Source organism: Tardiphaga sp. 768_D3_N2_1 (assembly GCF_052076105.1).
Taxonomy (GTDB): domain Bacteria; phylum Pseudomonadota; class Alphaproteobacteria; order Rhizobiales; family Xanthobacteraceae; genus Tardiphaga.
In genome coordinates this window covers 5,191,737-5,204,627 of sequence record NZ_CP197245.1, presented here as the reverse complement: position 1 = coordinate 5,204,627, position 12,891 = coordinate 5,191,737, and the positions used below count along the sequence as shown (strand labels likewise).

The window sequence follows — 12,891 nt, the reverse complement described above, 5'->3', positions numbered from 1 at the left end:
AATTTGCGTATGCCACTCGCAAAATATTCGGGTGCAGGCAAATGGGGCGATGATTCGGTGTCCTTCTGAAAGGGAGGACGGAATGACTTTGCGTGCATCGGCACTAACTTTAGAGCAAAGATATTTGGCGGTCGCGTTACGTTTCAATTTAACTAATTGTTTGGGGATCGATGAGAAAAAAATACCAGCCAGAGCGGGACGAGAGGCAGACGCAAGCGCCTTCATTTGAGTCGTCCGGCCAGCCAGCAAATTTTTTTCAAAGACCATCTCATTCAAAAAGGCAGTCCAATGTTGCAGTGGTTGAGCACTCAGGCGGCACGTGATGCAATTGCCCTGGCCAGGGCAATCGACAAATCGCAGGCGATGATCGAATTCAAGAAGGACGGCACCATCATCGGCGCGAATCAGAATTTTCTCGATGCGCTCGGTTACACACCTGAAGAGATCATCGGCAAAAATCACAGTATGTTCGTGACGCCGGAGGTACGAGACAGTGCGGACTACCGCGCTTTCTGGGCCAGGCTCAATCGCGGCGAATATCAATCCGGCGAATTCAAGCGACTGGGCAAGGGCAAGGAAGTCTGGATCCAGGGCTCCTACAATCCCATCCTCGACAAGGATGGAAAGGCGTTCAAAATCGTCAAATTCGCGATGGATACCACGGCGATGAAAGTACGCAGCATCGACGATGCAGGCAAGATCGCGGCAATCGGTCGGTCCCAGGCGTTGATCGAATTCGATCTCGATGGCACGATCGTCACGGCCAACGACCTGTTCCTCAATGTGCTGGGTTACACCTTGCCGGAAATCCAGGGCAAGCATCACAGTATGTTTGTTGAGCCTTCGATGCGTGACAGTGCGGCCTATCGCGAATTCTGGGCGAGCCTCAACCGCGGCGAATATCAGGCAGCCGAATACAAGCGCATTGGCAAGGGTGGCAGGGAAGTCTGGATTCTCGCAACCTACAATCCGATCTTTGACGATGCCGGCAAGCCTATCAAGGTCGTGAAATTCGCCACCGACGTCACCGAGCAGAAGCTGAAGGCTGCGAATTTTTCGGGTCAGATCGAGGCCATCGGAAAATCGCAGGCGGTGATTGAATTCAATATGGACGGCACTGTCCTGAATGCGAATGAGAACTTCCTTGCCGTGCTCGGCTATGCGTTGCCCGAGATTCAGGGCAAACATCACAGCATGTTCGTTGCGCCCGGCGAGCGTGACGGTGCGGAATACCGCGAATTCTGGGCGTCGTTGCGCCGTGGCGATTACCAGGCCGCCGAATACAAGCGCGTCGGCAAGGGCGGCAAGGAAGTCTGGATTCAGGCTTCCTACAATCCGATCTTCGATCTCAACGGCAAGCCCTACAAGGTCGTGAAATACGCCACCGATACCACGGCGCAGGTAGTCGCGCGCATGAAGAGCGAGCGGGTTCGTTCGATGATGGAGTCGGTCGCTGCCGGCGCTGAGGAACTGAACGCCTCGGTTCGCGAGATTTCCGAGGCGATGATGAAGTCGAGGGACACGGCGATGTCCGCGGTGGGCAAGGTCGAGCATGCCGACGAGCAGGCGCGGCGTCTGAACACAGCGGCGCAGGCCATGAGCGGTATCGTTGAGCTGATTGGCAACATTACTGGACAGATCAATCTGCTGGCGCTTAACGCGACGATCGAATCCGCCCGGGCGGGTGAAGCCGGACGCGGCTTCGCCGTGGTGGCCTCCGAGGTGAAGAATCTTGCCAATCAGGCGAAGCAGGCGACTGACAAGATTGCTAGCGAAATCGGCAGTCTGAACGGGATTTCCGGCGATGTGGTCGACGCGCTGAACGCGATCAAGCAGGAAATCCAGAATGTCAGCGAATATGTGACTGCAACAGCGGCTGCGGTTGAGGAGCAGAGCACGGTGACGAATGAGATGTCGTCGAGCATGCAGCGGGCGGCCGAGGAAGCTGCGAGCATCGGGCGTTAAACGAAGGCAGGTTCCAGAAACGAAAATGCCCGGGATTGTCCCGGGCATTTTTATGTATGGCGGAGCGACCGAAATTACATCGGGCGGACTTCGATCACATCCGGCACGAAGTGCTTCAGCAGGTTCTGGATGCCGTGCTGCAGGGTTGCCGTTGATGACGGGCAGCCGGCGCATGAGCCCTTCATGTTCAGATAGACGATACCGTCCTTGAAGCCGCGGAAAGTGATGTCGCCGCCATCATTGGCAACGGCTGGGCGCACGCGGGTCTCGATCAGGTCCTTGATCGTATCGACCGTCTCGGCATCGGCCTCGTTGAAGAACTCGGCTTCGTCGTCGGAGATCACGTCGCCGCTCACGCTGCCGTCGGCCATCAGCGGCGCGCCGGACATGTAATGCTCCATGATGGCGCCGAGGATTGCCGGCTTGAGGTGCTGCCAGTCGCTGTCGTCCTTGGTCACGGTGACGAAATCGGAGCCGTAGAACACGCTGGTGACGCCCTTCACGGCGAACAGCTTTTCGGCCAGCGGCGAACGCGTGGCGGCTTCCGCGGAGGTAAATTCCATGGTGCCGCTGTCGAGCACGTCGCGGCCGGGAATGAACTTCAGCGTGGCGGGATTGGGGGTAGCTTCGGTCTGGATGAACATCGGTCTCTCCTGCGTCGCCGGTTCAAGGCCGGCGCGTGAGTATCTCCTAGCAGATGGCGACGAAAAACGCACGATCAAGGCGCGAAATCGCCGAATTCGGCCTATTTTGCAGTCCCTTAGCCGTCTGAAAGGGCGGCTACGACAGCGCGTCGATGTCGAGGTCGCTCAGGGCGCCTGACACGATGACGACCGGTACCGGAAACGAGCCGACCAGCTTGGCCATCATGGTGACGATCGGGCCGGGGCCTTCCGCGCCAGCCGATGCGGCCAGCACCAGCATGGAAATGTCGACGTCCTTGTCGATCACGTCGAGGATCTGCTCGGTCGGATCGCCCTCGCGGATCACGCGTTCGGGTGTGATGGCCGCGATGCCATTGGCGCGGCCCGAGGCGCGGTCCAGCGCGGCATTGGCGCCCTCTTCCGCTTCGGCGCGCATGATGTCGGCGACACCCAGCCATTGCTGGTTGCGATCTTCGGTCTCGATGATGCGTAGCATCACCACGCCACCGCCGACGCGGATGGCCCAGCGGCTGGCATAATACACCGCGCGGTCCCATTCCTCGCTGTCATCGACGACCACGAGGCATTTCGGCTTGTGGCCGCTTTCATAGCTACGTCGCTGGGTGCTCATGCATGTCCCGATGCTGTCGCGCTTATCGTGCGCCAAAATGTGAGCGGCTTGGCAATAACGTCATGCTGCCACGGCGCAGCCGCGTTCGACAAGCGCGACGCAGAGAGCATCTGCGTCGCGTCGATTGTGGCGGAGACAAGGGAAAACGACGGCGAAACTACCGCTTGTGGACGAAGCCCATGATGTCCTTCACGGACTTGATGGTTTCGGCGGCAATGACTCCGGCGCGTTCGCCGCCATCGGCCAGAACCTGATCGACATAGGCCAGATCGGATGTTGTTAGCCGCTTCATCTCACCGGCGATTGGTGACAGTTTTTCGACAGCGAGATCGACAAGGCTCGATTTGAAGCCGGAAAACTGTGCGCCGCCGAATTCCGTGAGAATGTCAGCCTTCGACCGGTTGGAGAGGGCCGCATAGATGCCGACGAGATTGTCGGCTTCCGGACGCGGCTCCAGGCCCTTCTCTTCCGACGGCAACGGTTCCGGATCGGTCTTCGCCTTGCGGATCTTCTGCGCGATCGTGTCGGCATCATCCGTAAGGTTGATGCGCGAATTGTCCGAGGCATCCGACTTCGACATCTTCTTGGTGCCATCGCGCAGGCTCATCACCCGGGTCGCTGGGCCGGTGATGACAGGCTCGGGCATCGGGAAGTAGGGACCCTCGTGGCCCTGTGCAGCAATGGACTCCGAGAAGTCGTTGTTGAACTTCTGAGAGATGTCGCGGCACAGTTCGAGATGCTGCTTCTGGTCCTCGCCGACCGGCACGTGTGTGGCGCGATACAGCAGAATGTCCGCGGCCATCAGCACCGGATAGTCATAGAGGCCCACAGACGCGTTTTCGCGGTCCTTGCCGGCCTTTTCCTTGAACTGGGTCATGCGGTTCAGCCAGCCGAGGCGAGCGACGCAATTGAAAATCCAAGCCAGCTCGGCATGGCCGGACACCTGGCTCTGGTTGAAGATGATCTGCTTTTTTGGATCGATACCCGAGGCGATGAAAGCCGCAGTTACTTCGCGCGTGTTACGGCGCAATTCATCCGGGCCGCCCCACACGGAAATCGGCACGGTGACGGCATGCATATCAACCACGCAGTAGAGGCAGTTATGCGTCTCCTGCAGTTTGACGAAATTCACGATCGCGCCGAGATAGTTACCGAGGTGCAGATTGCCCGTCGGCTGGACGCCCGAAAAGACCCGTTGAGTAAAAGCCATAACCAAGTTCCTGCGCGCCCGTGGTGGAATGCGGGCCAAGGGGCGTGACTTGCCATAGGCGCCGGGCGGCGTCCATTGCCAATGTGACCATGGCTAGATGGCAGGAGCCTTTCTGAGGGCGCCGCGGACTTCGGCCCAGCGCACTGCGCCGGTGAGCGTGAGCAGTGCTGCGTAGATTGCCAGCCCGGAAGCGATCAGGAGACCCAGCAAGCCCGCTCTCATGAGGCCGTGGGCCTGCGCCGTCCAGGGCAAGACCATATGCGCCGCGAGCCATAGCAGTCCGCCCATGGTCAGCGACGACAGGACGATGATCGGCAGCCGGCGTTTCGCACCCTTGTCGAGTGAGAAGCCGAAAGCTGCTGCGCTCCGGACGATCAAAAAGGTCGCGCTTCCCCACGCCGCCAGAGCGATCGCCGCCGCGATGCCGCTCGCACCGAATGGCCTATTCAAAACCAGTGCGGAAATGATTGCGACGATCAGGCCGACAAGTGTAGCGAGCAGCGGCGTCGTCGTGTCCTCGCGTGCGAAGAAGGCGGGCGACAAGGCTTTCACAAGCACCTGAGCGGGCAAGCCCAGCGCCAGCCATATCAATGCACTCGCAGTCGAAATCGTATCAGTTGCGCTGAACGCGCCGTGTTCGAACAGGAGCTGCACGATGAGATGGCTCAGGACCATCAGCCCAAGTGTTGCAGGTAGCGCAAGGCCGACTGCGAGTTCAAGCCCGCGCGATTCCGCCTGCGCGATGGCTGCGTGATCGTCTGATCGCACGGCGCGCGTCAATGCGGGCACCAGCACCGTGCCCATGGCCGTACCGACGATGCCGAGCGGCAGTTCAATCAGGCGATTTGCGAAATACAGCCACGACACGGCTGCCGGAGTCGTCGATGCGATGATTGCGCCGGTGACGATGAGGAGCTGCGGCCCGGAATTGGCGACCATGCCAGGCAGTGCCTTGCGGAAGAAGCTGCGCATCTCGCTATCGAGCGACAGTCGCAAGGGCGCCGCAAGATTGCCGCCGGATTGTCGCAAGATCAGCATCAGCAATTGCAGTAGCCCGGCGATGCCGACGGTGGCCGCCATGGCCATAGCGGCAGTGTCCGGCTCTTGCCGCCACACCAGCAGTAGGGTCATGACGGCGATCAGGGCGATGTTGAAGAGCAGTGGCGAAAATGCGGTCAATGCGAAACGGTGCTGCGCATTCAGCAGTCCCATCATGACCGTGACGGGGCCGGCGAAGGCGAGATAGGGCAGCATCAATCGCGCATTGTCGACGGCGAGCTGCAGCGTCGGCTGTCCGACGAAACCCGGGGCAAGCAGTGCGATCACGACCGGCATCGCAAAGCCGATCAGAATGGTCGCGACCATCAGCGCAACACTGATGGTGCCGAGCAAACGACCTGCAAAAGCGGCGGCCGCGATGGCGCCCTGCGTCGCCTGGATGCGCAGCCAGGCCGGAATGAGCGCCGCATTCAGCGCGCCCTCGGTGAGCAGCCGCCGGATTACGTTGACCAGCTGGAATGCGACCAGAAAAGCATCCGCGATGGGGCCTGCTCCGAGCAGCGCGGCGACCATCGCGTCGCGGGCAAAGCCCAGCAACCGCGACGCCAAAGTGCCCGTGGAAACGGTCAGGATGGAACGGATCATAGAACCATCGTAATGGGCTGTCCTTGCTGGCGCGGGGCAGAACGTGATAGTCGCTGCAGCCATCAAACCGGCCTTCACCGATGGCTCAACTTGGGCGACCGCGAGACGAGTTGAAACGGATTTTCAGCCTCATCGCAATTGCCGCAACGGGATATTCTTAATGACCTCAGCGAAATATGACGTGCTCGGAATCGGAAATGCGATTTTCGACGTGCTGGTGCAGGCCGATGACAAGTTTCTCGCCGCGCATGAGATGACCAAGGGCGGCATGGCGCTGATCGACGAAGCCCGCGCCGCTGCGATCTACAATGCGATGGGCCCTGCCACCGAAATGTCCGGCGGTTCGGCTGCCAATACCATCGTCGGCCTCGCCAGCCTTGGCGCGCGCGCGGCCTATGTCGGCAAGGTCAAGGATGATCAGATCGGCACGCTCTACACCCACGACATTCGCGCCGCTGGCGTTACGTTCGACACCAAACCCGCCACCGGTGGTCCGGCCACCGGCTGTTCCTATATCCTGGTGACGCCCGATGGCGAGCGCACCATGAACACCTATCTCGGTGCCGCGCAGGATCTGACACCCGACGATATCGACGCCGCTGCAGTCGCAGCCTCGTCGATCGTCTATCTCGAAGGTTATCTGTGGGATCCCGTCAGCGCCAAGGAAGCCTTCGTGAAGGCCTCGAAGATCGCCCATGACGCCAAGCGTCAGGTCGCATTGACGCTGTCGGACGCTTTCTGCGTTGGTCGTTACCGCGCCGAGTTTCTCGATCTGATGCGCTCCGGCACAGTCGATCTCATCTTTGCGAACGAGGCCGAGCTGACCTCGCTCTACGAAACCACGGATTTCGATGCGGCGCTGAAGCAGCTCGGTCAGGATACCAAGCTCGGCGTCGTTACCCGCAGCGAGAAGGGCTGTGTCGTGACATCAGGCGATGGCGTCGTTGCGGTGCCTGCCCACAAGATCGAGAAGCTCGTCGACACGACGGGCGCGGGCGATCTGTTCGCGGCGGGGTTCCTGTTCGGCCTGGTGCGTAACGCTGGCTATGAAAATGCCGGCAAGCTCGGAGCGATGGCCGCCGCTGAAGTCATCCAGCATATCGGCGCGCGTCCGCAGGTCTCGCTGAAGGACCTGGCCGGTAAGAACGGGTTGCCAGTTTAAGACGGCGACTCTCTGACTTTCCCTCGCGTCATGCCCGGCCAAAGCGCGAAGCTCGCTTCGCGCTGCTCGGCCATGACGTGGTGTGAGATACGCGCGTCGTAACTACGCCGCTTGCTTCGCGCCGAGCCCCGCATAGATCGCCTGCTCGAAATCCGAAAATACCTTCAAGCAAGTCGAATCCGCAAACGGCAGCACCTGCATCATGATGACGCCGGTGATATCTAGCGCGGGATCGATCCAGTAATAGGTGTTGGCGAGGCCGGCCCAGGCGAGGCTGCCGGCGCTGCGGCCTTCGGCTGACTGCGCAGTGTTGATCATGAAGCTGAGGCCGTATTTCTTGTCGATGCCCGGAAGGAAGTCGACATTGTTGCTGGCGGTCGGCACCGCTGAGGTCATCGGCGTCATGTTGAGTTCCCCGATGTGATTTTGACTCATCAGCGCGACAGTCTCCGGCTTTAACACCTGATGGCCATTGCCCGTCCCGTTGTTCAGCATCATTTGCGTAAACTTGATGTAGTCGGGAGCGGTACCATAGAGCCCTCCGCCACCGGCGAAGAATTCCGGATCCTGTTTGATCTCGAACGGGATCGGGCTCAGTGCACCGTCGGTGCCGCGGCTGTGCATGGCAACGAGGCGCTTGCGCTGCGCATCGCCAATCACGAAGGCGGTGTCGCTCATCCCGAGCGGCGCCAGCAAATGGTTCTGGAAATAGGCGTCGAGGCGTTCGCCGCTGACGGCCTCGACGACCTTGCCCACGAAGTCGATATTGGTGCCGTACTCCCAGCGGGTCCCGGGATCGCGCATGATCGGCACTTTCATGGCGGCGTTCAGTCCGGAGCGAAACGGCGGAATGCCGGTTGTTTCGAGATAGCGCACCATGTCGCCGTTCCACATGTCGTAACAGAAGCCGGCGGTGTGGGTCAGCAGATGCCGCAAAGTGATGGGTTGGCGCGGAGGGCGTAGTTTCGGTGTGCCTTCGCTGTCGAAGCCATCCAGGACCTGCGTCTCCGCGAGGTCCCGAAGCACGGCCGCCAGCGGTGCATCCAGCGTCAATTTGTCCTGCTCCACCAGCTGCATTGCCGCAGCAGCCGTGATCGCCTTGGTCATGGAGGCGATCCAGAACACGCTGTCCGGCGTGATGGTGGTATCCTTGGATGTGTCGCGCTTGCCGAACGCCCCCTGGTAGATGATCTCGTTCCGCGTCGCAGCCACCGCCACCGCACCGGGAATTGCGCCTGTTTCGCTGGCTTGTTGCAGAATCCGGTCAATCTCGACTTGAACTGACATCCGTTTCCTCTCCGATTTTCTTTGATCTTACTGATTTCTGGCGTGGAAACTCAACTTGGGCGCGAGGTCGTCGGTCTCGCGGATGTGATTACATTTGCGCTGGTTTTAGCATTTGAGGGGAACCATATCGGTCTTGGGGCGAGTTTGATCGCGCCTTGGAACGAAATTGGCGCAGCTGTGTTAAAAAAAATGACGTGAACGTCAAAGCGCCTTCCGACACTAATCCGTAAGACCATGAGTACCTGATGCAGCGTATCAGCTGCGGAGACCGACGATGATCGCGAACTGGACCGACTGGAAACATTATCCCCGCGCTTCCCGTGGCGAGAGCATCGAGGCCCCGATCGGTCCGGGAATTTTCGAGGTTCGCGTGGCGCAGACAGGTGCCCTTTTCGCTTTCGATGCGTCCGACAACCTGGCGCAGGCGCTGGCGAAGATCTCGGCCCCACCCAAATCGTTTATTTCCTGGTTCGGTCGCAGCGATGCCGCGATGCTGCCGGAGCTGGAATACCGAACCTTCTCCACGACCACCCGTGCCAACGCCCGCATCGCTTTCGAGCGAATGATCGATCGGCGCGAGACCTATATGCGCGGCGCGGCCTGATCGGGCTCGCGACACTCTGCGACTGTTGAATTCGGGCATTAAATACCCCTGCGAGCGATAGCTGCCATTCGCCGTGAAGGGGAGCTTTCGGGCCTATACTCCTCTACAAGTCCGCGGCTATACGTTCGCGACACTTTCCGCAGGAGAACCGCCCATGTCACCGACATCAGCCGCACGCCAGTCCACCGCCCCTTCGTTGCGCGACCGCCTCAAGGACCCCTCCCTGCTGCGCGACAAGTGCTATATCGACGGCGCCTGGGTCGGCACCGGCGAGACGGTGGTCACCAACCCGGTCAATGATGTCGAACTTGCCAAGGTGCCGAACATGAGCACCAAGGAAGCGACGCAGGCTGTCGAGGCCGCCGAAAGGGCGTTTCCGGCCTGGGCCAAGTTCACCGCCAAGCAGCGCTCCAACATTCTGCGCAAGTGGTTCGAGCTGATTATCGCCAACCGCGAGGATCTCGCGCTGATCCTGACCACCGAGCAGGGCAAGCCGCTGGCCGAAGCGCTGGGCGAGGTCGATATCGGCGCCGCCTATATCGAATTTTTCGCCGAGGAAGCCCGCCGCGTCTATGGCGAGACCATCCCGACCCAGCGTGCCGATGCCCGACTCCTCGCCATCAAGCAGCCGATCGGTGTGTGTGGCGCCATCACGCCCTGGAATTTCCCGAACTCGATGATCACCCGCAAGGTGTCCCCGGCGCTGGCCGCCGGCTGCACCGTGGTGCTGAAGCCTGCCAACGAGACGCCGCTGTCGGCGCTCGCACTGGCTGAACTCGCCGAGCGAGCCGGCGTCCCGAAGGGTGTGCTCAACATCATCACCGGCGATGCGTCGTCCATCGGCCTCGTGCTGTGCGAACATCCCGCCGTGCGCTTCGTTGGCTTCACCGGCTCCACCAATGTCGGTAAGATTCTCTACAAGCAGGCTTCGGTCGGCGTGAAGAAGCTCGGCCTCGAACTCGGCGGCAATGCACCTTTCGTGGTGTTCGACGATGCCGATATTGATGCCGCAGTCGAAGGTGCAATTGTTTCGAAGTATCGCAACATGGGCCAGACCTGCGTCTGCGCCAACCGCCTCTATGCGCAGGATGGCATCTACGATCAGTTCGTCGAGAAGTTGTCGAAGAAGGTCGCGGCGATGAAGGTCGGCGACGGCACCGAGCAGGGCGTCACGCAAGGCCCGTTGATCAACGAAAAGGCCGTCGAGAAGGTCGAGCGTCACATCGCTGACGCGGTGAAGGGCGGCGCGAAGATCGTCACCGGCGGCAAGCGTCATGCGCTCGGCAGCACGTTCTTCGAGCCAACGGTGCTCGCCAATGTGAGGCCGGATGCACTGGTTTCGCAGGAAGAAACCTTCGGTCCGCTGGCGCCGGTGTTCCGCTTCAAGGATGAAGCCGACGTCATCGCCATGTGCAACGCTTCGCCGTTCGGTCTGGCATCGTACTTCTATTCACGCGATCTCGGGCGTGTATGGCGTGTTGCGGAAGCGCTGGAGTCCGGCATGGTCGGCGTTAATACGGGCCTCATCACCACCGAAGTCGCTCCGTTCGGCGGCGTGAAGGAATCAGGCCTCGGCCGCGAAGGCTCGCATCACGGCATGGAAGAATATGTCGAGATCAAATACATCATGATGTCGGGGATCTGAGGCGTTCACCTCCGACCCAACTAGAATTCACTATGCGTCATGCCCGGCCAGCGCGAAGCAAGCTTCGCCAGATGTGCCGGGCATTTGCATTTGGGCTGGCAGTGCCGCTGGTTGAGCCAGCGTCGGTCAGTAGCAGCGACGTACGCGCACGCCATTGACCCAGACGGTGCGGCACGCGACCCCCACCGGGCGGCGCACCACGGCGGCGCCACGATAGCCGGCGCAGCCGGCGCGGTAGACGCCGCGTGCGCAGACGACGGCGTTGGCATCGGTGGCCTCAAATGTCATCGTTGTACCGAAGGTGAGAACGGCTGCAACCATCATCAAGAAAGTACGCATGGTGATCTCCCGGCTGTGTCGGTTGTCAAAGGTTTTGAGCAGAAAGGTTCGTTGGCTTCAGTAGTGGCATAAGCGGAATACAAAAAGAGCTTCGGAAATCGCTTTAACTGCAAAGAGTAGTTCGCAAGAACGCGCAAAAATCTCGCGGGTGATCAGAAATCCTGCAACGGCGCCTTGCGTCCTGATCCGGCATTACATCTACTAAACCTCGCAAATACTTGCCGACTTGAAACATGCGACGGGGCTATTTCACCCGATGTTGAAACAGCAGGAGGAAGCATGTCGGATTTCAGAACCAGGTGGTTTGCTTTTCATGATCGACATATCGAGCCCGTCTCAAAGGAAATATTCGGCCACGTCGAAAAGATGGTGATCGGCACTTTGATTATATCGGCCGGGGCACATGTATCGAGCGATGAGCCCTCTATCGCTCTGTTCGGATACCTGCGCCACGGTCTCATCGGTCGTGGTGTCGAACTGTTCGGAATCGTTCTGTTGCTGCTGAATTTCATCGATGGCCTCTACAAACTTGCAAAGCTGCAATGGCACGTCGCGTTTCAGATCGCGATGTCATTCTGCTACATCATGCTATCTGCCCGGTTGATACAGTTGATCCTTGCGTTTCGTGGAGAGTAACGGATGCGGTCGGCGAATCGCCGTCGCGCAGCCTCAGTCATCGTTGAGCGAACGGCGCCAGGACGCTGGTGCAAGCCGGCGAGAGCGAAGCGCTGTTGCTGGCCAGGCACTGCACGATACGGCCGCCACCCGGCGCAATGCCGCCGCAGAGCGATCTGATGTCACCTCCACACGCTGATCTCATCACGAGCAATTCTTCGCGTGGCCGCATCGGTCGCAGCGCGAGGATTGCGGGTGCGGCGGTCGCGGCTGCCGCAGCCGGAGCTGCAGTTGTGCCTTGCGCAGCGGGCGCCGCTGCGGCGGCCGTCCCGCCGCTGGCTGCACTGACGGCTTTCTCGCAACCCGCTGAAAGCTTGGCCTTGTTTGCCTCGAGGCACTGCAATGCCGGCGCTCCGCCGGTCGGCACGCCCTTGCAGACCTTCGGGTAGTCGCTACTACAGGCGCTGCGGATGGCCGCGATCTGTGCACTGCTCGGTTGCTTCATCGCTGCTGCCTTCGGTGCGGCAGTTGTGGCGGCGGGCTTGGCAGCCGGAGGTGTCGCCTCGGTCTTGGGCGTCGCTGCAGGTGTCGGTTCGGCGGCCTTTGGTGCAGCAGCCGGGGCTTCGACGGCCCGAACCGCGCCCGCACATGCTGACGAAAGGCTCGACATATTTTTCTGCAGGCACTGCAACGAGGCTTCTCCGCCGGGTGGAACGCTCGAGCAATGCGCGATGTAATCGGAGCGGCACTGCGTCTTGATCGCGTCACGCTGCGCCTGGCTTGGTGCCTGCGCAAACGCGGAGCTCGTGATCGTGAGTAGAGTAATAGTTGCCATCGACACGCGATGTCGCGCGGCTGAACCGACTATGAAATTCATCGATGAAACCCTCGTTGCTACGGCCCGATCAATCAGGGCAACTGTGCAAAATCTTCAAGAAGTGTGAGTTCTGAAAGGCATTCGCAAAAACAACTTTGGTCGGACATCATTTTACGGTTTCGGTTTCACTACAAGTGGATTGTTGCTATTGATCCGGACGGCCGTCGAATTTTTTTGGCCGAGGATTTTTTTGAGAGTCATTTGATTGAGGCAGGAAGATGCGATTTGTGCGCGCCTGTTCATCTGGACCGAAAGATCGCATTGAGCG

Annotated in this window: 12 protein-coding genes; 5 read left to right on the top strand and 7 right to left on the bottom strand. The window is 60.0% G+C overall.

The genetic code is table 11. From position 1 onward, the window contains the following. Positions 1 to 288: 288 nt before the first annotated feature. Positions 289 to 1,965, top strand: a complete 1,677-nt coding sequence (locus AB8A27_RS24415) for a methyl-accepting chemotaxis protein (protein ID WP_441244131.1) — start codon at positions 289 to 291, stop codon at positions 1,963 to 1,965. Positions 1,966 to 2,039: 74 nt separating this feature from the next. On the opposite strand, the gene AB8A27_RS24410 is transcribed toward AB8A27_RS24415, so the two are convergent. The 4 genes from AB8A27_RS24410 to murJ all read right to left on the bottom strand — a co-directional run bounded on the left by AB8A27_RS24410 (position 2,040) and on the right by murJ (position 6,094). Then, positions 2,040 to 2,609 (bottom strand): NifU family protein, encoded by a 570-nt coding sequence (locus tag AB8A27_RS24410; protein WP_439095679.1) that lies wholly within the window; start codon positions 2,607 to 2,609, stop codon positions 2,040 to 2,042. Between the two features lie 136 nt (positions 2,610 to 2,745). Then, positions 2,746 to 3,240, bottom strand: a complete 495-nt coding sequence (locus tag AB8A27_RS24405; protein WP_092141183.1) for a universal stress protein — start codon at positions 3,238 to 3,240, stop codon at positions 2,746 to 2,748. Positions 3,241 to 3,397: 157 nt separating this feature from the next. Next, on the bottom strand, positions 3,398 to 4,450 hold the full coding sequence (trpS, locus tag AB8A27_RS24400) for a tryptophan--tRNA ligase (RefSeq protein ID WP_441244130.1): 1,053 nt from the start codon (positions 4,448 to 4,450) through the stop codon (positions 3,398 to 3,400). A gap of 93 nt (positions 4,451 to 4,543) precedes the next feature. After that, complete coding sequence (murJ, locus tag AB8A27_RS24395; RefSeq protein WP_441244129.1) at positions 4,544 to 6,094, bottom strand: murein biosynthesis integral membrane protein MurJ; 1,551 nt, start codon at positions 6,092 to 6,094, stop codon at positions 4,544 to 4,546. A gap of 160 nt (positions 6,095 to 6,254) precedes the next feature. On the opposite strand from murJ, the gene AB8A27_RS24390 reads away from it, so the two are divergent. After that, entirely contained in the window at positions 6,255 to 7,256 is a 1,002-nt protein-coding gene (locus AB8A27_RS24390) for an adenosine kinase (protein ID WP_441244128.1), read from the top strand. 102 nt (positions 7,257 to 7,358) lie between these two features. Here AB8A27_RS24390 and AB8A27_RS24385 read toward each other — a convergent pair whose 3' ends face one another. Beyond that, positions 7,359 to 8,543, bottom strand: coding sequence for a serine hydrolase domain-containing protein (locus AB8A27_RS24385; RefSeq protein ID WP_441244127.1), 1,185 nt, complete (start codon positions 8,541 to 8,543; stop codon positions 7,359 to 7,361). A 274-nt stretch (positions 8,544 to 8,817) separates the two neighbouring features. Here AB8A27_RS24385 and AB8A27_RS24380 point away from each other — a divergent pair, with 274 nt between their 5' ends. Both AB8A27_RS24380 and AB8A27_RS24375 read left to right on the top strand, forming a co-directional pair. Further along, entirely contained in the window at positions 8,818 to 9,147 is a 330-nt protein-coding gene (locus AB8A27_RS24380) for a hypothetical protein (protein WP_092141193.1), read from the top strand. 154 nt (positions 9,148 to 9,301) lie between these two features. Beyond that, entirely contained in the window at positions 9,302 to 10,792 is a 1,491-nt protein-coding gene (locus tag AB8A27_RS24375; RefSeq protein WP_115032241.1) for an NAD-dependent succinate-semialdehyde dehydrogenase, read from the top strand. 126 nt (positions 10,793 to 10,918) lie between these two features. On the opposite strand, the gene AB8A27_RS24370 is transcribed toward AB8A27_RS24375, so the two are convergent. Then, positions 10,919 to 11,131 (bottom strand): hypothetical protein, encoded by a 213-nt coding sequence (locus AB8A27_RS24370; RefSeq protein ID WP_441244126.1) that lies wholly within the window; start codon positions 11,129 to 11,131, stop codon positions 10,919 to 10,921. Between the two features lie 279 nt (positions 11,132 to 11,410). On the opposite strand from AB8A27_RS24370, the gene AB8A27_RS24365 reads away from it, so the two are divergent. Then, positions 11,411 to 11,767 (top strand): hypothetical protein, encoded by a 357-nt coding sequence (locus AB8A27_RS24365; RefSeq protein WP_441244125.1) that lies wholly within the window; start codon positions 11,411 to 11,413, stop codon positions 11,765 to 11,767. Positions 11,768 to 11,804: 37 nt separating this feature from the next. Here the strand turns inward: AB8A27_RS24365 and AB8A27_RS24360 are convergent, their stop codons facing one another. Beyond that, positions 11,805 to 12,581, bottom strand: coding sequence for a hypothetical protein (locus AB8A27_RS24360; protein ID WP_441245007.1), 777 nt, complete (start codon positions 12,579 to 12,581; stop codon positions 11,805 to 11,807). Positions 12,582 to 12,891: the final 310 nt, after the last annotated feature.